Raw genomic sequence first — 22,727 nt, 5'->3', positions numbered from 1 at the left:
GGTCAGGCACCCGCTTCCCCGCATCCTCGCTTCCCCGCATCCTCGCTTCCCCGCATCCTCGCGTCCTCGCAGAGGGTCCATGCGTCGTCGTCCCCCACGTCGGCTCCTCGGCGTGCTCGTGGCCGCCACCGCCGCGCTCACCCTGTCCTCCTCGGCCTCGACGGCCGGCGCGGCCGACACCGCGACCGCCGCCACCGCGCCGTCCGCCGGGACCGCCGCCCAGCCGCTGCCGACCAGCACACCGGTCGTCTTCGTGCACGGCTACACCGGCAGCGCCTCCAACTGGGTCACCGCCATGAGCGTCTTCCGGCTCAACGGCTGGTCCAGCTCCGACCTGTTCGCCTACGAGTACGACTCCTACGGCAACAACGTCACCGACGCCCAATGCCTCGCGTCGATGGGCGGCCTGGTCAGCCAGTACTGCTTGAAGGTGTCGAGGTCGTCGGCCTCAACGGTCACGGAGACCGAACGGATGGAAGTCAGGCGCTTACATTCTCTGACGTATGGATAGTTTTGATCGTTGGCAGCAATACGCCCTTCACCTGGTGCCTGCACCATACTGGCGGGATGCGCACCGAACTCGACCCGGACCAGCTCGACCGGACCGCGGTCTACCGTCTGCTCACCTCCACTGTCGTGCCGCGGCCGATCGCCTGGGTGTCGACCGTGTCCGCCGACGGCGTCGACAACCTCGCTCCACACTCGTTTTTCACCATCTCGTCGGTCACGCCGCCCATCGTGCAGTTCACCTCGGTCGGGCGGAAGGACTCGCTGCGCAACGTTGAGACAACCGGGCAGTTCGTGATCAATTTCGCCCCGGAGCCGCTGTTCGAAGAGATCAACAAGACGGCTACGGACATCCCGCAGCAGGTGAGCGAGTTCGACGCCGTAGGAGTCAGGCGTGAGGCGAGTGCCCGGGTGACAGCTCCCCGCGTGGCCAACTCCCCGGTGGCCCTGGAATGTGAGCTGCACAGCACCCTTCCGCTCGGCGACTGCACCGTCGTCTTCGGACGGGTGGTGCGTTTCGCCATCGATGACACCGTCCTGGACCGGGACCACCCCGAAGTGACCCGGCTGCGTCCGCTGACGCGTCTGGGCAAGGACGAGTGGGGCACCCTCGGGGACGTCCGCGAACTGCGTCGCATTCGGTACGCCGACTGGTCCGCATCGAGCTGAGCGCTTCGAGCTGGATGGTGGCCTGGTTCCGGGCCTGACCAGGGTTGATGACAGATCCTGGACGGCTCGTGCTACGGGGTCGAGTTGTCGGCCTGGTTCCGCCAGAGCCGCTGGGTCCCGCGCTCACCGATGTTCGAGTGACGGACCGTCCGAGCGACCGGTGGCCCACCCGGAGCGCGCGGCGGACCTGGCGATAGGCTCGCACCCGCATCGCACAGCCCGAAGGACACCTTGTGCTCACGCCGTACGCCGCGCATTTCGACGCCCCAGCTGGATACCTGGACTTCGCCCGTTTCGGACCGCCGTCGCGCGACGCCGTGGCCGCCACCGCGCGGGCCGTGGAAGCCTCCGCGCGGGCGACCCATACGACTGTGGACGAACTCATGCGGGCGGAGGAAACGGCTCGGGACGCGGCAGCGCGGCTGGCGGGCGCGGACGCGGCGCACACCGTCCTGCTGCCGAACGCCTCGACCGGTCTGTTCCACGCGGCGCTCGGGCTGCGGCACGGGACCGTGCTGGCACCACGCGGCGACTTCCCGTCGAACCAGTACCCGTGGCGGCGGGCGGCGGAACTGGGGCGGGCGGTGCCGCGCTGGCTGGAGCCGGCCCCCGGCGGCGGTGTCACGCCCGACCTGGTGCGGGCGGCGCTGACGGACGACGTCGTCGCGCTGTCGGTGAGCGCGGTGGACTTCCGCACCGGGTTCAAGGCCGATCTGGCCGCGCTGCGGGAGGTCATCGGCCCGGACCGGCTCCTGGTGGTGGACGCCATCCAGGCTTTCGGGGCGGCCGAGCTGCCCTGGCAGGCGGCCGATGTGGTGATCGCGGGCGGGCAGAAGTGGCTGCGGGCCGGCTGGTCGACCGGGTTCGCGACCCTGTCCGACCGGGCGCTGGAGTCGCTGCAGCCGGTGCTCACCGGGTGGACGGGGGTGGCGGACGCCGGTGTCTTCGACGGCGTCGAGCACCCGCCCGCTCCGGACGCGCGCCGCTGGTCCATCACCAACCTCAGTCCGGTCACGGCCGCCTCCTTCGCCGCCGCGCTGGAACTGGTGGAGCGGTACGGAGTCGAGGCGATCGAGGGCGCGATCGGCGTGCGGGTCGCCGAACTCGCCGACACCGTGGCGAAGTTGGGCGGCAGAGTGCTGTCTCCGGCCGATCCCGCGCGGCGTGCGGGCATCCTTTCGTTCACTGTGCCGGGGCACGACCCGGCGGCGGTGGCGCGGGCGCTGCGCGGAGAAGGTGTGACACCGACCGTGCGGGCGGATTCGTTGCGCCTGTCACCGCACGCCTCGACGCCGGCGGAGGCGGTGGAGCGGGTGGCGGCGGCACTGGCATCGGTTCAGGGCGCCCGCCGAGCGGGCTGACGCGGAAAGCAGCCGGCGAGGAGGTCGGTCACCGGGTGCGGGGCGCTCAGTAGATGCTCAGGCCGTACGCGGAGAGCCACTCGACCACCGGCTGGTAGTAAGTGAAGCCCCCCACGGCGCAGTCGCCGCTGCTGCCGACGACGATGCCGAGGGCCGTGCCACCGGAGAACGCCGGACCGCCGGCGTCCCCGGCCTCCGAGCATACGTTCGACCGGAACAGACCGGACACGGCACCACCGCCGTGGTCGACGGTCACATTCACCGCCTGGACGGTCCCGCAGCGGTATCCCGTGGTCCGTCCGACGTGGCAGACCGACTGCCCGACGGCAGGACCGGCCGCGTTGGTGATGTCACGGGTGCCGGCCCCGCCCAGCGAGACCTCGCCCGGGTAGGAACCACTCGTGTCGGTGTACCGGATGGTCGCGTAGTCGTTGCCGGGATAGCTCACCCCCGCGGTGACACCGACGGGCACGGTCAGGGCGGCGTCGGCGTACCAGGTGCCGTCGCCGTCCTGAGCGCACCGCCCGGACACCAGGGCGTACAGCGTGGCGCCGGAACGGGCGTTGAAGCCTACGGTGCAGCGGGCGGTCGTGCTGTGGAGCAAGTCACCGCCGCGCACCACGGCACCTGCCTGTGCCTCCCCCCGCTGCCCCGCTCGGGCGTCCGGTGCGAGTGCGGCGGACCAGCCCAGCAGCAGCGCGAGGACGAGTACGGCCCGCAGGACACCCTTGAGCGGACTGGCGGAACATGCGGGGTTCACGGCGACCTCCTACGGGCTGGGCCCGCCATTGTGCGGCTCGGGGCCCACGGACGGTGAGTCCGGATCCCGCCAGTCACAGGGTGGCGCCGGCCGGCTTCGCACATACGAGCCAAGGGTGACAGATGGTCATTTCGTCGGTCCGGTCCGCTTCCGCGCTGTCAGACTCCTGCCGGAGAACGCTCCGGTGGGGCGGTGAGGCGGGGTGGGTGTGACTGAGCAGTGGGCGGCCGACCATGCCGCTTCGGACAGGTCCGGCAGGCGGTGGCAGGACGGCGGGCCGGTGCGTGCGGTGCCGCGGCATGTGGCCTGTGTGATGGACGGCAACGGCCGTTGGGCCCAGCGGCGTTCCCTTCCCCGCACGGCCGGGCACCGCGCCGCCGAGACCACCGTCATCGATGTCATCGAGGCAGCCCGCGCCTCGGGAGTGAAGTGGCTCAGCCTGTATGCCTTCAGCACCGAGAACTGGAACCGTCCCGAGCCCGAGGTCGAGTTCCTGATGCGTCTGGTGCGCCGGGTCGTGCGCAAGCACGCGCCGTCGCTGCTGGCCCGTGGCATCCGCTGCCGCTTCCTCGGCGCCGCCGATCCGCGTATTCCCCGCGAACTGGCCCAGGACTTCGAGGACCTGACGACGCTGACCGCCGGCAACCGGGGGATGACGCTGACCGTCGCCTTCGACCACGGAGGGCGCCGGGACATCGTCGAGGCCGCGAGGTCGCTCATCCGCAGCCGGATCACCGTCGACGAGGTCACCGAACAGCTCTTCGCGCAGCACCTGCCGTTCCCCGACACCCCCGATGTGGATCTGGTCATCCGCACTTCCGGCGAGCAGCGCATCTCCAACTTCATGCTCTGGCACGTCGCCTACGCCGAGTGGATCTTCCCCGAGGTGCTCTGGCCGGACTTCCGCGGCCCCGACTTCCTCGCCTGCCTGCACACCTACCGGCGCCGCGACCGCCGCTTCGGCGGGGTGCCACCCACGACCGACGGAGACCCATCATGACGTCCGCCACCACTGAGACGGCCGACGAGGCGCCCCTGTTCGGGCCGGCCTCGCAGTTCAGTGCCTTCTTCGACGACCCGCGCTGGGCGCTGGCCCTGATCCGCGCCACGGTACTGGAAGCCGCTCACCCGCAGGTCGGCGCCGCCCTCCTCGACAACTCCACCTTCGTCGCCCACCCCTGGCGCCGGCTGCGCAACACGTTCTTCAGCCTGCGGCGCATGTTCGGCGCCGACCCTTCGGTACGGGAACGGGAAGCGGCGCGGCTCAACCGGCTGCACGCCCGGATCAGCGGTTCCGATGCCCGTGGCCGCGGCTACGACGCGAGGGACCGCGCGACCCGGGCCTGGGTGGTCGCCACGCTCTTCGAGAGCACCGTCACCATGTGCCGGCTGAGCGGCCAGCCGCTCGGCCAGGACACGATGGAACAGATGTACGCCGAGTACCGCGCGTACCTCGCCGCGCTCGACGGTGACGCGGCCGAGCTGCCGACGGAACTGAAGGACTTCTGGCGGTACTTCGACGGCGTCGTCGAGAACGAACTGGAGAACACCGAGGCGGCCCGCGTCATCCTCTACCGGCTCTTCGACCAGTTGCCCGCCCCGGCGCTGCTCACGGGTGTGCCGACCCTGTGGGCGGCCGGCCGGGCAGTGGCCGGCCCGGTCCTCGGCGCGATCACCGTCGCCTCGCTCCCGGAGGCGTACCGGCGCCGGGCCGGTCTGCCGGAGATGCCCGGCGCCCCGACCCTCATGCAGGGCGCCTACTTCGCCGCCGGACTGGCCCGCTTCCTGCCGCAGGGCTGGATCAACGCCGAGACCATCATCGAAACCCTCTCCCTCTCACCCGACAGCGACGACCCCCGCTCCCCGGCCGCGACCGCCGTGCGTTCGCGGATGAAGCGTGCGTCGGCCCTGCTGCGCCTCCTCACACCGCTGCCGGCCGCGGCATCCGCATCGGACCGGGGAGACGGCCGGCGTTCGGCTGCGGAGTTCTTCCGGGAGGTGCTGGACCAGACCGGTGACGGCCACCTCGACTGGCCCGACCTGGCCGCCATGGCACGCGAGCTGGCCACCCGCCTCGACCTGGACGAACCCGAGGAGACCCGGCTCTACGACGCCTTCGCCGCCTGGTGGCGCGAACTCCAGGCCGCACTGGACACGGACGGTGACGGCCGGGTCAGCGCCGACGAGTACGCCGCCGCCGTCCCCTCGCTCGCCGGCCCCGCGCTGATCCGCGTCGCCGAGGTCCTCTTCGACGCCACCGACAAGGACGGCAACGGAACCATCGACGCGGACGAGTACCGGACGCTGTTCCGCACCGCCTTCCACCGCGACCTCACCACTGCCGACGGCACCTGCGGCCGGGGCGCCTTCGTGGGCGGCTTCCTCTCCTTCATGGCAGGACGCCGTTCGGGCACGCCGTACGACCCCCTCCTCGCCGACGCCTGACGCCGAGCGGCCCTCCGCCGGGCATCGCACGCGGCTTCGTCGGCTCGATCGGCTGCTGTCAGCAGTTCCAGTGACATCTCCCCCGTCCGGCTTCCCGTTCCGGACAGCGCAGAGAAAGTGACCAACTTGTCGGAATCGGCCGGGTACGGCAACAAGGAGGCACGGTGCGGGTGGCGTTGACCGGGGCCACGGGTTTCCTCGGGCTCCGGCTCCTGGACGAACTGCTGCGCCGCCACCGGTCGGTCACGGTGCTCGCGCGCGGTGAGCCGGACCACGTGCTGGACCGGCTCACCAGGGGCCTCGGCCGGTTCGCCGCCGGCCACACCGCCGCCGGCCTCGCCGCCCGGATACGCGTGGTGCCCGTCCGGCTCACCGAGGACGACCTGGGGCTGCCCGGCGGCGCCCACCGGGAACTGGCGGACTCGCTGGACGTCGTCTGGCACTGCGCCGGCGACACCACGCTCGACGGCGACCCGGCCGTACTGCGCCGGGTGAACGTCGAGGGCACCCGGCAGGTGCTCGGCCTGGCCGCGGCGGGACGCCGGCTGCCCGCCGTGTTCCACATCTCCACCGCGTTCGTGGCCGGGGCGCGCCGCACCGGGACGGTGTTCGAGGACGAACTGACCGACGCCTACGGGTTCGAGGGCAGCTACGAGCGGTCCAAGTACGAGGCGGAGCGGCTGGTGCACGCCTGGGCCCGCGAGACCGGCCGGCCGGCGGTGGTCTTCCGGCCCAGCGTCCTGACCACCGGCCTGCCGCCCCACCCGGACCTTCCGGAACACCCGCTGCTGAACATCGAGCGGGCGCTGACCGAGATCGGGCGGGAGCACTTCGGGGCGGGCCGAAGGCCGGAACTGCTGCTGCCCGGCCAGCGCCGGTTCCGGCTCGTCGGCCGGCCGGACGGGCAGCTCAACCTGCTGCCGGTGGAGCGGGCCGCCGCCGTGATGGCCCGGCTCGCCGAACTGCCGCAGGGCGAGGGAGTGCAGACGTATCACGTCATGCACGGGCGGGACACCCCCGTCGACGTACTGCGGGGCCTGGCTGAGCGGCTCACGGGGGTGCCGGTGGCGATCGTGCCGGAGCTGACCGACCCCACACCGTACGAGTCGCTCACCGGCTGCGTCGGCGGCGTGTTCCGCTACCTGCGCCAGCGCCGCCGCTATGACGACTCCCGGGTACGGGCCGCGCTCGGACCACCGGGCATACCCCAGGACATCGGCGTCGACTACCTGATGGCGGGGCTCCTGCCACGGGCCCCCGACCTCCCCGACCCCCGACCGGAAGGAACCGACCGGTGACCACGGTTGAGTCCGGGGCGCCCGGCACCGCCGCGGACGCGCCCCTGGTGTGCTGGCGGCCCGGTGCGGAAACGGCCGTGTTCGACCCGCCCGGCCTCGCCGCGCTGACGGCCCGGGTCCGGGAGCCGGTGCACGTCGTACGCGGCGGGCCCGGCGACCGGGCAGCAGGTTACGGACTGGCCGTCGGCGGGTCCCTCGGCCCCGGCCCGGGTCATCCGCTGGTCGGACTGGTCCCGCCGCTCTACCCGGAGTGGCTCGGTGACCGCGGCTTCGCCGAGGCACACGGCACCCGGTTCCCGTACGTGGCCGGGGAGATGGCGAACGGGATCGCGACCACCCGGATGGTGGTGGCGCTGGCCAGGGCCCGGCTGCTGGGGTTCTTCGGCGCGGCCGGACTGGGCGCCGACCGGGTGGAGCGGGCGGTGGTGGAGCTGACCTCGGCCCTGGGCACCGCGCCCAACTGGGGCGTCAACCTGATCCACTCCCCCGGTGAGCCCAGGCTGGAGTGGCAGGTCGCCGACCTGCTGCTGCGCCACCGGGTGCGCCGGATCTCCGCCTCCGCGTTCATGGAGCTGACGCCCGCCGTGGTCCGCTGCGCGGCCGCCGGACTGCGGCTGGACGGCGCCGGACGGGTGGTCCGCGACATCCACGTGTTCGCCAAGGTGTCCCGGCGCGAGGTCGCGGAGCGGTTCATGTCGCCGGCTCCGGAGGCGCTGGTGGACGCCCTGGTGCGGGACGGCGGGCTCACCGCCGAGCAGGGCCGGCTGGCCCGCCGGGTCCCGGTCGCCGAGGACGTGACCGTCGAGGCGGACAGCGGCGGCCACACCGACAACCGGCCCCTGTCGGTGGTCCTGCCCGAACTGCTCGCGCTGCGCGACACGCTGGCGGCCAGGTACGGGTACACCCGGCCGGTCCGGGTCGGTGCCGCCGGCGGGCTCGGCACCCCCGGCGCGGTGGCCGGCGCGTTCGCCCTCGGCGCGGCCTACGTGGTGACCGGCTCGGTCAACCAACTGGCCGTGGAGTCCGGCGTGTCCGCGGACGCGCGACAACTGCTGGCCGCCGCCGGTGTCACCGACGTGGCGATGGCCCCGGCCGCCGACATGTTCGAACAGGGCGTACGCGTACAGGTGCTGACCAGGAACACCCTGTTCGCGGCGCGCGCCGGGCGGCTGTACGACACCTACCGGCGCTACCGCTCCCTGGACGAGGTCCCCGCCGATACCCGCCGGCGGCTGGAACGCGAGGTGTTCGGCGCCGGACTGGACGAGGTGTGGGCGGACACCGAACGGTTCTGGCGGCTGCGCGACCCCGGACAGCTGGACCGGGCCGCACGCGACCCCAGGCACCGGATGGCCCTGGTGTTCCGGTGGTACGTGGGCAACTCCAGCCGGTGGGCGATCGAGGGCCGCCCGGAGCGGCGCACCGACTACCAGCTGTGGGCGGGCCCCTCGCTCGGCGCGTTCAACGACTGGGCCCGGGGCAGTCTGCTGGCCGACCCGGCCCGGTGCACCGTCACCCAGATCGCGCTGAACCTGCTGGAGGGCGCGGCCGTGGTGACCCGCGCGCACCAGTTGCGCACCTTCGGCGTCCCCGTACCCGGCGCCGCCCTGTCCTTCCGTCCCCGCGAACTGGCCTGACCGCCTGTGGAGAGTGCCGCGAAGATGAGTGCAGAACGTGTGAGTGCGGAACGTGTCGGTGCGGAACGTGTCCAGGTCCCGGTCGCGGTGGTCGGCCTCGCCGCGTACACCCCCGGCGCACGCGACGTCGCCGGGTTCTGGCGCAACGTCCTGGCCGGCCGGGACCTGATGACGGACGTCCCGCCGGAGCGCTGGTCGGCGGCCGACCACTACGACCCGGACATGTCCGCCCCGGACAAGACGTACGTCCGCCGGGGCGCGTTCCTGCCCGACCTCGCGTTCGACCCGATGGCGTACGGCGTCCCGCCGAGCGACCTGCCGGCCACCGACACCGCGCAACTGCTGGCCATGATGGCCGCCGGTGAACTGCTGGCCGACTGCGGCCTGGCGGAGATGACCGCCGCCCAGCGCGAACGCGTCGGTGTGGTGCTGGGCAGCAGCGGCCTGGCGCTGGGCTTCGAGGTCTCCGCCCGGCTCACCCGGCCGGTGTGGCGCCGCGAACTGCTCGCCGCCGGCCTCGCTCCGGACCGGGCCGAGGAGATCTGCGACCGGATCAGCGCGCACTTCCCCACCTGGACCGAGGCCACCTTCCCCGGCCTGCTGGGCAACGTGGTGGCGGGACGGGTCTCCCACCGGTACGACCTGCACGGAATCAACCACGTCACCGACGCCGCCTGCGCGTCCTCGCTGGCCGCGCTCTCCACCGGGCTCGGCGAACTCGCCCTCGGCTCCTGCGACCTGGTGATCTGCGGCGGGGTGGACGTGCTGAACGACATCACCATGTACGTCTGCTTCTCCAGGACACCGGCGCTCTCGCCGACCGAGGACTGCCGGCCGTTCGCCGCCGACGCCGACGGCACCATGCTCGGCGAGGCCGTGGTCATGTTCGCCCTCAAGCGGCTGGCCGACGCCGAACGCGACGGGGACCGGATCTACGCGGTGGTCCGCGGCCTGGGCGCGTCCGCCGACGGCCGGAGCACCGCCGTGTACGCGCCGCTGGCGGCGGGCCAGGAGCGGGCGCTGCGCCGCGCCTACGCCGCCGCCGGGTACGGCCCGGACAGCGTGGAACTGGTCGAGGCGCACGGCACCGGCACCAGGGCCGGGGACGCCGCCGAGTTCGCGGCGCTGCGCGAGGTGTTCCAGGACGGCGACCGCACGCGGCGGCAGTGGTGCGCGCTGGGGTCGGCCAAGTCGCAGTTCGGGCACACCAAGTCCGCCGCGGGCGCCACCGGGATGCTGAAGGCGGTACTGGCGCTGCACCACCGGGTGCTGCCGCCGACCATCAAGGTGACCCGACCCAACCCCGAACTCGACGTGACCGGCTCGCCGTTCTACCTGAACACCGCCACCCGGCCCTGGACCAGCCCCGGTGACCGGCCGCGCCGCGCCGGCGTGTCCAGTTTCGGGTTCGGCGGCACCAACTTCCACGTCACGCTGGAGGAGTACGTCCCCGGCGGCGGTGGACGGCCGGCCCGGCGGCTCGCGGCGGCCGCCGGCGAACTGGTGCTGTTCAGCGCCGCCACCCCGGCTGAGCTGGCCGAGCTGATCCGCCGGCCCCGACCGGAGGTGCCGCTGGCGGCGACCGCGCGGGAGAGCCAGGCGGCGTTCCGGGCCGGGCACGGGGCGCGGCTGGCCGTGGTCGCCGACGACGCCACCGACCTGGCCGGGCGGCTGGACGCGCTGGCCGGCCGGATCGAGGCCGGTGAGCCGTTCTCCGCGCCACGGGCCCACTTCGCCACCGGCGACGCCGATCCCGGCCGCGTCGGCTTCCTCTTCCCCGGCCAGGGCGCGCAGTACGTGGGCATGGGCGCGGAACTCGCCGTCCACCACGCTGCGGCCCGGGACGCCTGGGACGCCGTCGCGGCGGTCCTGCCGGTGCATCGGGAGGTGTTCCCGCCCCCGGTGTTCGACGAGACGGACCGGGCCGCCCTGGAGGCCGCGCTGACCGCCACCGAGGTCGCGCAGCCGGCGCTCGCCGCGCACGGCCTGGCCCTGCTGGCCGTGCTGTCCCGGCTGAGGCTGACGCCGGACTGCGTCGCGGGCCACAGCTTCGGCGAACTCACCGCGCTGCACGCGGCCGGCTGCTTCGACGCGGCCACGCTGGTCCGGCTGGCCCGGCGGCGGGGGGAGCTGATGCGGGACGCGGCCACCGTCCCCGGCGGCATGGTCGCCGTCAACGCCCCGCTGGAACGGGTCGAGCCGGTGGTGGCCGAGGTGGACGGCGTGTGGGTCGCCAACCACAACGCGCCCCGGCAGGTCGTGCTGGCCGGCGCGGACGAAGCCCTGCGCGCCGTGACGGACCGGTTCGCCGGGGACGGGGTGGTCACGCGCCGGCTGAACGCCGCCGCCGCGTTCCACAGCCCGGCGGTCGCCGCCGCCACCGCGCCGCTCACCCGCTTCCTGTCCGACGTCACGGTGCGCCCGCCGAAGCTCACCGTGTACGCGGGCGCCGACGCGGCCCCCTACCCGGCCGGCCCGGCCGCCGTCCGCGGCCGGGTCGCCGCTCAGCTGACCGCGCCGGTGCGGTTCCGGGACGTGGTGGAGGCGATGTACGCGGCCGGGGTGCGCACCTTCGTCGAGGTCGGCCCCGGCACCACCCTGACCGGGCTGACCGGGGCGGTCCTCGGTGACCGCGCACACGACGCGATCAGCCTGGACCGGCCCGGGCAGCACGCGCTGGCCGCGTTCTACGACGGGCTGGGGCGGGCCGCGGTGCGCGGGGTGCCCATGGATCTGTCCGCGCTGTGGGAGGGACACGGTCCGGTCCCCGGGTCCGGTCCCGGTCACACCGATGCTCGCGCTCACGAGGAGAAGCCTCGGATGACGATCATGATCAATGGCGGCAACGTGCGTGGCGGGGGTGGGGCGCCGTCCGGTCCTGGGGTTGCTTCGGCTCCCCCGGCTCCCCCGGCTGCTGAAATCCTTCCGGCTTCCCCGGCTTCCCCGGCTTCCCCGCCTTCCCCGGCTGTTGAAATCCTTCCGGCTCCCGTGGTTCCCGCCGTCTCCGCCGCTTCCCCCTCCTCGGACTGGCTGTCGCTCCTGGCCGAGGCGCAGCGGCAGAGCGCGGAGGCACACGCCACCTATCAGCGGGTGACCGCGGAGAACCACCAGCTCTACCTGCGGACCGCGCACGCCTCGATGGAGGCCCTGCTCGGCGCGGCCGGTGTCCGTACCGACGCCGGGGCGGCCGGCCCGTCGGCACCCGTGATCACCGGCCCGCCACCGCCCCGGGTCCCGCTCGACGCCGAATCGGCGGGTACCGCCCCGCTCCCGGCCGTGATGGCAGCGCCTCCGGTCGTGGACGCCACGCCGGTGCCGGCCGTGCTGCCGACGGACGCCGAGTCGATCGGCGCGCTGCTGCTGGAGGTGGTCGCCGAACGCACCGGATACCCGGCGGACATCATCAACGTGGACATGGAGCTGGAGAGCGACCTGGGCATCGACTCGATCAAGAAGGTCGAGATCCTGTCGCGGATCCGCGAGCGCGTCGGCGAACTGCCCGCCGCCGACCTGTCCGAACTGGCCTCCCTCCGTACCCTGCGGGAGATCGCGGACAAGGTGGCCGAGATGGCGGACCGGGCGGGGAGCACCGCCGGCGCGCTGGACTCCGGTACGGGTTCCCCGGTGGCCGCCGCTCCTGAGACCCCCGCCGCCCCGGAGCCGTCCGGCCCGGTCCGGCGGGCCGTGCGGGCCGTGCCCTCGGCGCCGGCCGGGCTGGCCCTGGCGGGTCTGCGCGACCGGGAGCTGCTGGTCCTCGACGACTCCACCCAGGTGGCCCCGCTGCTGGTCCGGGAGCTGGCCGCGTACGACGTACCGGCGCGGGTCGTGACGGACGTGCCGTCCGACGCCCGTTCCGTGGTGCTGCTGGACCAGGGTGACGACCCGCTGGCCGCCTTCGCGGTGGCCCGGGAACTGGCCGGCCGGCTGCGCGCGGACGGCGGTGTCCTGGTCACCGTGCAGGACACCGGGGGCGACTTCGGGCTGAGCGGCGGCGGTGACCACCCGGTCCGTGGCGCGCTGGCCGCCCTGGCCAGGACCGCCGCCCGGGAGTGGCCCTCGGCCGCCGTGAAGGCGATCGACTGCGCGCGGACCGGACGTACCGACCAGGAGGTGGCGGCCGCGGTCGCCGCCGAACTCACCGGGGGCGGGCCTGCGGTGACGGTCGGACTGCCGGCTGACGGGAGCCGGACGGTCCCGCTGCCCCGTCCCGCCGAGCCCGGCCCGCCGCTGCCCCGGGTCACCGCCGACTCGGTGATCGTGGTCACCGGGGGCGCACGCGGTGTCACCGCCGAGGCGGTCCGCGCGCTCGCCGCCGCCCACCGGCCGAAACTGGTACTGCTCGGGCGTACCGCGCTGACCGAGGACCCCCCGGGACTGGCCGGGGCCGCCGACGAGGCGGAGCTGGTGCGGGCGCTCGCCGCGGTTCCGGGGGCCGGCGGACCCGCCGAACTCGCCGCCGAGGCGCGGCGGGTGCTGGCGGTACGGGAGATCAGGCAGACGCTGCACGCGCTGCGCCAGGCCGGTTCCCCGGCGCGTTACGTGAGCGTGGACACCCGGGACGAGCGCGCGCTGCGGGCCGCCCTGGCCCAGGTGCGCGAGGACTGGGGTCCGGTCACCGGGGTGGTGCACGGCGCCGGGGTGATCGCGGACCGGCTGATCGGCGCGAAGAGCGACGAGCAGTTCGGCCGGGTGTGGTCCACCAAGGTGGCGGGACTGCGCGCGCTGCTGGCCGCCACCGACGGTGATCCGCTGGACCTGCTGGTGGCCTTCAGCTCGGTGTCCGGGGTGTTCGGCAGTCCCGGGCAGGCCGACTACGCGATGGCCAACACCGCCGTCGACCACCTGCTGTCCGCGTACGCGGCCGCGCACCCCGGCTGTCTGACCCGCTCGCTGGCATGGGGGCCGTGGGCCGGTGGCATGGTCACCGAAACGCTCGCGGAACGGTTCCGTGCCGCCGGGGTCGGACTGATCGAACCGGCTGCCGGCGCGCGGGCTTTCGTGGCCGAACTCGCCGACCCCGAAGGTCCCGTACGGGTGCTGCTCGCCGCCGGGGGCGCGGCCTTCGAGGACGGTCCGGGCGGTCCGGGGCCGGCCGCCGAGGTGACGCCGGCGCGTCCCGCGTACGCGGTCCTCGACGACCACCGCGTCGACGGCACGGCGGTGGTGCCGGTCGCCGTCCTGGTGCACTGGTTCACCGCGCTGGTCCGGTCCTGGCGGCCGGACGCCGGCCCGGTGGTCCTGCACGACCTGCGGGTGCACCGGCGGATCGAACTGCCGCAGCAGGAGCCGAGGCTGCTGCTGCACGGCCGGACGAGCCCGGCGGGGCCCGCACTGCCGGACGGCCTCGCCGTCGAGCTGAGCGCCGCCGGAACGCCGTACGCCGGTGCCGTGGCCGTCACCGGCCGCTTCCCGGACCCGGACCCGGGCCGCTGGGCGGCCGCGGACCGGCTCGGACTCGAACCGGTGCCGGAACCGTACGACGGGCGGATCCTGTTCCACGGCCCGGCGTTGCGGGTCCTCGACCGGGTCGGGCTCTGCGCCGACGGCGGCCGGGCCGCGCTGCGCGTCCCGGACGCCGGGCCCTGGGGGGCCGTGCCCTGGACGGTGGACGTCACCGCGCTCGACGGCGCGCTCCAGCTCGCCGTCGGCTGGGCGGCGCGCGGTGCCACGGGGGCCGCGCTGCCGATGTCCGTAGGCGAGTGCCGGGTCCATCGGGCCGGCGGGGACTGGGGAGCCTCGCGGGTGGTCGTGACGGCGCGGCGGGCCGACGCGGTGTCCGCCGAGTGCGACGCGGCCGTACTGGCCGAGGACGGCACGCCGCTGGCCGAACTGCTCGGGGTGGAGCTGATCCGCCGGCCCGACCCGACCGAGGGGTGAGCGACTGATGTGCCCGCCGCCGTCCTCGCCCTCCCCGTCCGCGCGTCGGCCGCCCGCGACGGACGCCGAACCGGTCGCCATCGTCGGGCGGGGCTGCGTGCTGCCTGGTGCGCTCGACCCGGAGACGTTCTGGGCCGGTGTCGTGGCCGGCCGGTCCGCGCTGTCGGCGCTGCCCGACGGCCGCTGGGACCTGCCCCCGTCCAGGGTGCTGGGCGCGCCCGGCGCCCCGGACCGGATCTGGACCGACACCGGCGGCTATGTCCACGGCTTCGACGAGGCGTTCGACCCCACCGGGTTCGAGCTGGCCCCGGCCGACATCACCCCGCTGGACCGGGCGCTGCGCTGGGTGCTGCACGCCGGCCGGCAGGCGCTGCGCGAGGCCGGTGCGGACCGCCCCGCTCCGGCCCGCACCGGCCTCGTCCTGGGCAACCTGGCCTACCCGACCACGGCGATGGCCCGGTTCGCCGAGCACGTCTGGCTGTCCGGACAGGACCTGCCGGGGCTCCCGGACGGGCCACGGCCCGATCCCCGCAACCGGTTCGGCGGCGGGCTCCCCGCCCATCTGGCCGCCCGTGCGCTCGGTCTCGGCGCCGGCGGCTACGCCCTGGACGCCGCTTGCGCCTCCTCGCTGTACGCCCTGAAGACGGGCTGCGACCGGCTGCGGGACGGCAGCGCCGACCTGATGCTCGCCGGAGCGGTAGCCGCCGCCGACAACCTCTTCGTCCACCAGGGGTTCTGCGCGCTGACCGCGATGAGCCGGTCCGGCCGCAGCCGCCCCTTCCACCGGGACGCGGACGGGCTGGTGCCCGCGGAGGGCGCGGCCTTGTTCGCCCTGGCCCGGCTGCGGGACGCGGTCGCCCGGGGCATGCCGGTCCTGGGGGTGATCCGGGGCATCGGTCTGAGCAACGACGGGGCCGGCGGCGGCCTGCTGGCCCCGGACCGGGCCGGCCAGGAACGCGCCGTGCGCGCCGCCTACGCCATGGCCGGCGTCGCACCGGAGTCGGTGTCGCTGGTCGAGTGCCACGCGCCGGGCACACCTGGCGGGGACCTGGCCGAGGCGCTGGTGCTGCGCGAGGTGTTCACCGACGCGGCCGACGTGCCGATCGGGTCGGTCAAGTCCAACCTGGGACACCCGTTGACGGCGGCGGGCGGCGCCGGGCTGCTCAAGGTGCTCGGCGCGCTCGGCGCCGGGGTCCGGCCGCCCACCCTGCACGCCGACGCGCCCTTGGACGTGTTCGCCGGAACGCCGCTGCGGCTGCTACGGGAGGCCGAGGAGTGGCCGGGGCCGCGGCGGGCCGCGGTCAGCGCGTTCGGGTTCGGCGGGGCCAACGCGCATCTGGTGGTGGACGCCTGGGAGCCCGGCCGGGTCGCGTCCGTCCCGGCGCCCGGTCCGGTCCCGCCCCGGCCGGACGGGCGGGTGGCGATCGTGGCCGTCGGTGCCAGGGCCGGGAGCGGCACCGGCTACCGGGACCTGTGCCACGCCGTCCTGGCCGGTGTGCCCGACACCGGTCCCCGGTCCTCGGTCGAGGTCGCGGCGAGCGGGCTGCGCTTCCCCCCGGCCGACCTCGCCGAGACGCTGCCGCAGCAGGTCCTCGCGCTGGAGGCGGCCCGGGAGGCCGCCGCCGCGACCCGGCTGCCGTCCGACCGGACCATGGTCCTGCTGGGCATGGGCCCGGACCCGGAGGCCGCGCGGTGCCTTTCCCGCTGGCGCGCGCCCGGCTGGACCACCCGCTCCGGCGGACCGGCTCCGACGCCCGAGTGGCCCGACGCGGTCCGCGCACCGGTGGTTCCCGCGACCGTGTCCGGCACGATGCCCAACCTCGTCGCCCACCGGATCAATGTGCAGCTGGGCCTGCGCGGCCCCGGTCACGTCGTCTGCGCCGAGGAGGCGTCCGGCCTGGTCGCCCTCGAACTGGGCGCCCGGGCGCTGCGTACCGGGGAGGCCGACGCGGTGCTGGCCGGCGCGGTCGACCTCTCCCACGAGCCGGTGCACCGGGCGGCGCTGCGTGCCCTGGGCGATCAGCGGCCCGGCGGGGACGTGGCCGTGGTCCTGGTGCTCAAACGCCTCGCCGACGCCGAACGCGACGGCGACCGGGTGCTCGCGCTGCTGGCGGAGGACGGCGACCTGGAGACACCGGTGGACCTGCTGGTCGGGGACGGCCCCGACACTCCCGCCCCGGGCTCCCCCGCCCCCGTCCCCCGGTACGACCACGGTGACCTGTTCGGCGTGGCGCACGCCGCGCACGGGGCGCTCGCGGTGGCGGTGGCCGCGATCGCGGTCCGGCATCAGGCGGTGCCCCGGCCGGGCGCGGCGGCCCTCCCGGCCGACGCGCCGCTCACCGCCCGCGCCCGGGTGACGGTGCTGGGCGCCCCGCCCGTGTCGGTGCTGCTGCGTCCGGCGGGCCCGCCCGCGCCCTGGTCCCCGGTGGCGCCCCGCTCGTACGTCTTCTCCGGTGCCGACCGTGCCGAAGTGCTGGCCGCGCTGGCCGCCGGCCGCCAGTCCGGGGCCGGTCCGGCGCGGCTCGTGGTCGTGGTGGACCGGGTCGCCGAGTCGCTGCCCGAACGGCTGGCGCAGGCCCGCCGCTGGCTGGCCGACGGCGGGCCGCGCCCGGACCGGATCGCCTACCGGGACGCTCCCGTGGGCGGGGAGACGGCCTTCGTCTTCCCCAGCGGCCAGGCCGGTTACCCGGGGTGCGGGGCAGAGCTGCGGCTCGCCCTGCGCGGCCCCGGTACCGGGGCGGACGCCTCACCCGCCGGGCCGCCCGCGCGGCCCCCGCGTCCGGCCGGTGCCGACGGCCTCGTACCGGTCATGGCCCGCATCCGGGCCACCACGGAACTGGCCGCCCTGCACGGCGAGGTCACCCGGGGACTGCTCGGCCTGCGGCCGGACGCGGCGATCGGCTTCTCCTCCGGCGAGTCCACCGCGCTGCTCGTGCTGGGCGTGTGGTCCGACGCGGCCGGGATGTACGAGGAGGTCTCCGCGAGCGAGGTGTTCCGCGCCGAGCTGGCCGGGGAGTTCCGCGCCGCGCACCGCTTCTGGCGCCGGCACGGGGTCGAGGAGGGGACCTGGGCCGAGTACCTGGTGCACGCGGTCCCCGCCGAGGTGCGGGCCGCCCTGGCCGGCGAGCCACTGGCTCACCTGCTCGCGGTGGACACCCCGGACACCTGCGTGATCGGCGGACTGGAGGCGGCCTGCCGGCGGGTGCTGGCCCGGATCGGCCCCGGGCTCGCGCTGTCCGACGGGTACCGGATGGTGGCGCACGCCCCCGAAGCGGCCGAGGCCGCGGCCGGGTTCCGCGCGCTGCACCGCCGGCCGGTCGGGCCGCCCCCGGGACTCCGTTTCTACAGCGCGGCCACGGGCAGGCCATATCCGGTCGACGACCCGGACGGCGTCGCCGACGCCCTGCTCACCCAGCTGACCGGCACCGTGGACTATCCGAAGGTGATCGAGCGGGCGTGGGCGGACGGCGTCCGGGTGTTCGTCGAGCACGGCCCGGGGGCGCTGCGCACCCGCTCGGTCCGGCAGATCCTGGCCGGCCGTGACCACGTGGCGGTGGCCCTCGACGCGCCGGGCGGGAGCCTGGCGCGGCTCTGCGACGCGGTGGCCGAACTGACCGCCGCCGGGGTCTGTCCGGATCCCGCGCCGCTGTTCGACCGGCTCACGGCGGCCGCGTACCTGCCGCCGGCCCCCGGCACGTCGGTCGCGGTGCCCGCGCACCCTCCCGCGATCCGGCTGCCCGAACCCGGGGCACCGGAGCGGCAGGTGATGCGGCCCGCGCCGTCGCTACCCGCCGGGCCGGCGGACGGCGACGGTCCGGCACCCGCACACCCGGGTACGGCGGCCCCTTCAGCGCCCCCGCCGGCGCTGCCCGCCGGGCCGCTGGACGGCGGTCCGCCACCCGCACACCCGGGTACGGCGGGCAACCTCGCCGGGCCCCGGGGCACAGCCCTGCCGGGGACACCACTGCCCACCGGGCCGGCGGACGGCGACAGCCCGGCACCCGCACACCCGGGCACGGCGGCCCCTTCAGCGCCCCCGCCGGCGCTGCCCGCCGGGCCGCTGGACGGCGGTCCGCCACCCGCACACCCGGGTACGGCGGGCAACCTCGACGGGACCCGGAGCACGGCCCTGCCGGGGACGGCGGTCACGTCCGTCGCCCCGTGGGCGGCGCTGGCCGCCGCCCAGCACGCCCGGCTCGCCGCCGCCCAGCAGGACTACCTGGAGCGGCAGTCCCGGTCCCACGCGGAGTTCCTGCGCACCCGGCGGCTGGTGACCGGCGCGGTCCCCGCCCGGGGAACCGCTCCCGCCCCATCGCGGCCGCCCCTCGCCCCAGCGTCGGCTCCCGGACAACAACCTCACCAGCTCGCGCTGCCGTTCGACCGCGCCACGCTGGAGTATCTGGCGCACGGGCGGATCTCCGACGTGTTCGGTCCCGCGTTCCGCGCGCAGGACGGCAGGCACCGGCAGACCCGGCTGCCGCGTCCCCCGATGCTCCTGGTGGACCGGGTGACCCGGCTCGACGCGGAGCCCGGGTCGATGTCCACCGGCACGGTCCACACCGAGACCGACGTGACCCCGCGCGCCTGGTACCTGGACCCGGCCGGCCGGATGCCCGCCGGTCTGTTCATCGAGGCCGGTCAGGCCGACCTGCTGCTGATCAGCCGGCTCGGCGTGGACCTGCTCGACCACGGCGACCACGGCGACCACGGCGACCGGGTCTACCGGCTGCTGGGCTGCGAGGTCACCTACCACGGGCCGCCGCCGGCCGCCGGGGAGACCTTGCGGTACGAGATCCATGTCGAGGGCCACGCCGAACAGGAGGGCGTACGGCTGTTCTTCTTCCGCAACGACTGCTACGTCGGCGACGAACTGCGGCTGTCGGTGCGCGAGGGGCAGGCCGGCTTCTTCACCGACGGGGAACTCGCCCGCTCCGACGGCGTGCGCTGGTCCCCGGGAGCGCCGCCGGAGGGAACGGTCGACCCGCCGGCTCTCGCCCCGGCCGCCGCCTCCTTCGGCCCCGAGGCCGTACGTGCCTTCGCGGCGGGCCGGCCCGCGGCGTGCTTCGGCCCCGGCTGGGACGCCACCCGTGCCCACGTCCGGACCCCGGCGACCGGCGAGGGGCGGCTGCGGCTGCTGGACGAGGTGACGGAACTCGACCCCGCCGGGGGCCCGTGGGGCCGTGGCTACCTGCGCGCGGAGCGTGCGGTCCGGCCCGACGACTGGTTCTTCGACGGCCACTTCCACCACGATCCCTGCATGCCGGGCACCTTGATGTTCGAGGGCTGCCTGCAGGCGATGGCGTTCTATCTGACCGCGCTGGGCTTCACCGTCGACCGGGACGGCTGGCGGTTCGAACCGGTGCCCGGCGAGCCCTACCGGATGCGCTGCCGGGGACAGGTCACCCCGCGCAGCCGGCGGATCCGCTACGAGGTGTTCGTCGGCGCCCTCGACGCGGGTCCGCGGCCCACCCTCCGCGCCGACGTGCTGTGCACGGTGGACGGGCTGCCGGCGTTCCACGTCGCCGGGATGGGGCTGCGGCTGGTCCCGGACTGGCCCCTGGAGCACTGGCGTCAGCTGGGCCCGCCGGCCGTCCAGAGCACCGGTGATCCCGCCCCGCTGCCCGCGCTGGGCGGTCTGCGTGGCGCGGGCCCCGACCCGCGGGCGGTCACCGTCGCCGGGGCGGCACTGGACCACTCGCGGATGCTGGCCGCCGCCTGGGGCCGGCCCAGTACCGCGTTCGGCGTCCGCGGGGTCCCGTACGACGACGGCAGGCGCTGTGCCCGGCTGCCCGGGCCGCCGTACCTGTTCGTCACCCGCGTCGTCGAGGCCGGCCTCGAACCGGACCGGCCCGAGCCGGGATCCTGGCTGCTCGCCGAGTACGACGTACCGGAGCAGGTCTGGTACTTCGAGCAGAACGGCGCCCCGGTGATGCCGTTCGCGGTGCTGAACGAGGTGGTCCTGCAGCCGTGCGGGATGGCCGCGAGCCTGCTGGTGCCCAAGCCGGCGGACGCCCCCGAGCTGCTCTTCCGCAACCTCCAGGGGACCGGCACCGTGCTGCGGGAGGTGCCGGCCGGGACCCGGGCGCTGCGGACCAGGGTCGAACTGCGGTCCCTGTCGGAGTTCGACGGCGTCACCCTCGTCTCCTTCGACGTCGGCTGCGAGGCGGTCGACGGGGACGGCGGCCGGGCACCGGTCATGGAACTGTCCACGGTGTTCGGCTACTTCCCGGCGGCGGCGTTCGACCGCCAGCCGGGGCTGCCGCCCTCCGACGCCGAACGCGCCCGGCTGGCCGCCCCCTGCGACCGGGTGGTGGAGCTGCGGGACCGGTCCGGGCGGTACGGCCGCGGCTCGCTGCGACTGCCCGGGCCGATGCTGCTCATGCTGGACCGGATCACCGGGTACTGGCCCGGGGCGGGCGCGGCCGGCCTCGGCAGGCTGCGGGCCGAACGGGCGGTCGACGCCGGGGACTGGTACTTCCGCGCGCACTTCTTCACCGACCCGGTGCAGCCCGGCTCGCTCGGCCTCGAAGGCGTGGTCCAACTGCTCCAGTGGTACCTGGTCGAACGCGACGCCGGGGCCGGGATGACCGACCCCCGGTTCGAGTCGGTGGCCGTCGGCCAGGAGGTGCGCTGGCTGTACCGGGGGCAGGTGGTGCCCGCCGACGGGCTGGTGGCCTTCGAGGCCGAGATCACCGCGTACGGGACGGACGCGCGCGGCCGGTACGTACGGGCCGAGGCCTGGCTCTGGGTCGACGGCCGGCGGGTCTACCACCTGCCGGGGATCGGGGTCCGGGTGGTCGACGGCGACCCGGCGGTCCGCGAACTCACCCTGGACCCGGCCGTCGACACCTGGCTGGACGACCACCGTCCCAACCACGCGGTGCCCGCGGTGCCGATGATGACCACGGTGGACCAGCTCGCCACCGCCGCGTCCCGGCTCACCGGACGGCCCGTCACCGCACTGCGCGAGGTCCGGCTGCACCGCTGGCTGGCGCTGCCCGGACCGGTCCGGATCCGTACCGACGCCCGTCCCGCGCCCGACGGAGGTACGGAGGTCCGGCTGTCCGTCCGGCAGGAGGACGGCCGGCGCTCCCGGTACGACACGATCGCCGAGGCGACCGCGTCGACCGGGGACCCGGGACCGCCCCCGCAGCCGCTGCCGCCGGTGGCCGACGGGGCGCCGCAACCGGACCCCTACCAGTCCGGCGAGCTGTTCCACGGACCGGCGCTGCGCTGCCTCACCTCGCTGTCGATCGGGCCCACCGGTGCCAGCGCTGTCCTCGACGCCGGGCTGGTCGCCGCGCCGTTCGGCGCGCTCGGGCAGGGGCTGCTCGACGGTTTCCTGCATGCCGTCCCGTCCCAGTCGCTGTGGCGCTGGATTCCCGGCCTGACCCGGGACATGGTCGGCTATCCGCACCGGCTGCCCTGGCTGGACCTGTACGCACCGCTGCCGGCCCAGGGCGAGGTGCGCGTCGAGGCCCGGTTCGCCGGGTTCGACCAGGGGCAGCGGCTGATGCCCGTGATCGACGCGCAGGTCCAGGTGGCGGGCCGGGTCGTGGCGCGACTGCGGCTGGTGGAGATCCTGGTGCGGCTGCCGGGGATCGACCGGGTGTCCCTGCCGGACCGGCGGGCCTTCGCGACCGGGCTCCACTACGTCGCGACGGCCGGCCTGTCCACCACGCACGACGGAGTCACCACGCTCGCGCTGGACACGGTCCGCCGGTTCGATTTCCTCCCCGGCTCCACCACCCGGATCTACCGGCTGCCGCCCGGACTGCCGCTGCCCGAGCGGACCGCCCGGATCGCGGTCAAGGAACATGTGTCCCGGCTGGCCGAGATCCACCCCCAGCAGATCGAGGTGGCGGCCGGACCCGACCCGGACCGTACGGCCACCGCTCCCGGCGGCATCTGGCACGTACAGGTCGAGCGGCGGGCGGACACGGTGGTGGTCCGTCACGTCGACGACTGACGCCATGTCGGCGACTGTGGGCCTCGGCAGCCCCGTCCTGCACAGCCGTACCGCGGGCTGTTCGTGTCGGAGCAAAAACGTGCTCTGGGGCCTGGCAGGCAGCCGGTCGGCGGGTACGCGCACACGCGGTGTCGGACGATCCGCCACTCCTTCCGCGGCAGGAGTGCGTCATGAGAGCAGCGCGATTCAGCCGGTTCGGTGGCC

Annotated in this window: 9 protein-coding genes and 1 pseudogene; 9 read left to right on the top strand and 1 reads right to left on the bottom strand. The window is 75.1% G+C overall.

Annotated features, from left to right (window positions below; all coding sequences use genetic code 11):
• Positions 1-79: 79 nt before the first annotated feature.
• The 3 genes and pseudogenes from J7I94_RS27110 to J7I94_RS27100 all read left to right on the top strand — a co-directional run.
• Positions 80-451 (top strand): annotated as a pseudogene (locus J7I94_RS27110) (esterase/lipase family protein); the annotation flags it as partial.
• A gap of 116 nt (positions 452-567) precedes the next feature.
• A complete protein-coding gene (locus J7I94_RS27105) occupies positions 568-1,176 on the top strand; it encodes a flavin reductase family protein (protein WP_215171009.1) in 609 nt (202 codons plus the stop codon).
• Positions 1,177-1,409: 233 nt separating this feature from the next.
• The gene (locus J7I94_RS27100) at positions 1,410-2,537 is read left to right on the top strand and encodes an aminotransferase class V-fold PLP-dependent enzyme (RefSeq protein WP_215171007.1); all 1,128 of its coding nucleotides are present in this window, start codon (positions 1,410-1,412) and stop codon (positions 2,535-2,537) included.
• Between the two features lie 46 nt (positions 2,538-2,583).
• Here the strand turns inward: J7I94_RS27100 and J7I94_RS27095 are convergent, their stop codons facing one another.
• Complete coding sequence (locus J7I94_RS27095; RefSeq protein WP_215171005.1) at positions 2,584-3,297, bottom strand: S1 family peptidase; 714 nt, start codon at positions 3,295-3,297, stop codon at positions 2,584-2,586.
• 280 nt (positions 3,298-3,577) lie between these two features.
• Here J7I94_RS27095 and uppS point away from each other — a divergent pair, with 280 nt between their 5' ends.
• From uppS to J7I94_RS27065, 6 genes are all read left to right on the top strand, one after another.
• Positions 3,578-4,297, top strand: coding sequence for a polyprenyl diphosphate synthase (uppS, locus tag J7I94_RS27090; RefSeq protein ID WP_215171003.1), 720 nt, complete (start codon positions 3,578-3,580; stop codon positions 4,295-4,297).
• Positions 4,294-5,742 (top strand): oxygenase MpaB family protein, encoded by a 1,449-nt coding sequence (locus J7I94_RS27085; protein WP_215171001.1) that lies wholly within the window; start codon positions 4,294-4,296, stop codon positions 5,740-5,742. Before uppS ends, J7I94_RS27085 begins: the two co-directional genes overlap by 4 nt.
• Before the next feature lie 170 nt (positions 5,743-5,912).
• Entirely contained in the window at positions 5,913-7,040 is a 1,128-nt protein-coding gene (locus J7I94_RS27080) for an SDR family oxidoreductase (RefSeq protein ID WP_308114712.1), read from the top strand.
• A 47-nt stretch (positions 7,041-7,087) separates the two neighbouring features.
• Entirely contained in the window at positions 7,088-8,677 is a 1,590-nt protein-coding gene (locus J7I94_RS27075; protein WP_374198422.1) for a PfaD family polyunsaturated fatty acid/polyketide biosynthesis protein, read from the top strand.
• Between the two features lie 39 nt (positions 8,678-8,716).
• Entirely contained in the window at positions 8,717-14,554 is a 5,838-nt protein-coding gene (locus J7I94_RS27070) for an SDR family NAD(P)-dependent oxidoreductase (RefSeq protein WP_308114711.1), read from the top strand.
• Positions 14,555-14,561: 7 nt separating this feature from the next.
• Complete coding sequence (locus tag J7I94_RS27065) at positions 14,562-22,523, top strand: beta-ketoacyl synthase N-terminal-like domain-containing protein (RefSeq protein ID WP_251075808.1); 7,962 nt, start codon at positions 14,562-14,564, stop codon at positions 22,521-22,523.
• Positions 22,524-22,727 lie beyond the last annotated feature (204 nt).

Source organism: Streptomyces sp. ISL-12 (assembly GCF_018614415.1).
Lineage (GTDB): Bacteria > Actinomycetota > Actinomycetes > Streptomycetales > Streptomycetaceae > Streptomyces.
This window is presented reverse-complemented; position numbering and strand designations above follow the sequence as displayed.

What these genes read in the sequence shown, in the direction of transcription:
- J7I94_RS27105 (WP_215171009.1), top strand. Translation starts at nt 568, where the DNA reads ATGCGCACCGAACTCGACCCGGACCAGCTCGACCGGACCGCGGTCTAC.
- J7I94_RS27085 (WP_215171001.1), top strand. Translation starts at nt 4,294, where the DNA reads ATGACGTCCGCCACCACTGAGACGGCCGACGAGGCGCCCCTGTTCGGG.
- J7I94_RS27065 (WP_251075808.1), top strand. Translation starts at nt 14,562, where the DNA reads ATGTGCCCGCCGCCGTCCTCGCCCTCCCCGTCCGCGCGTCGGCCGCCC.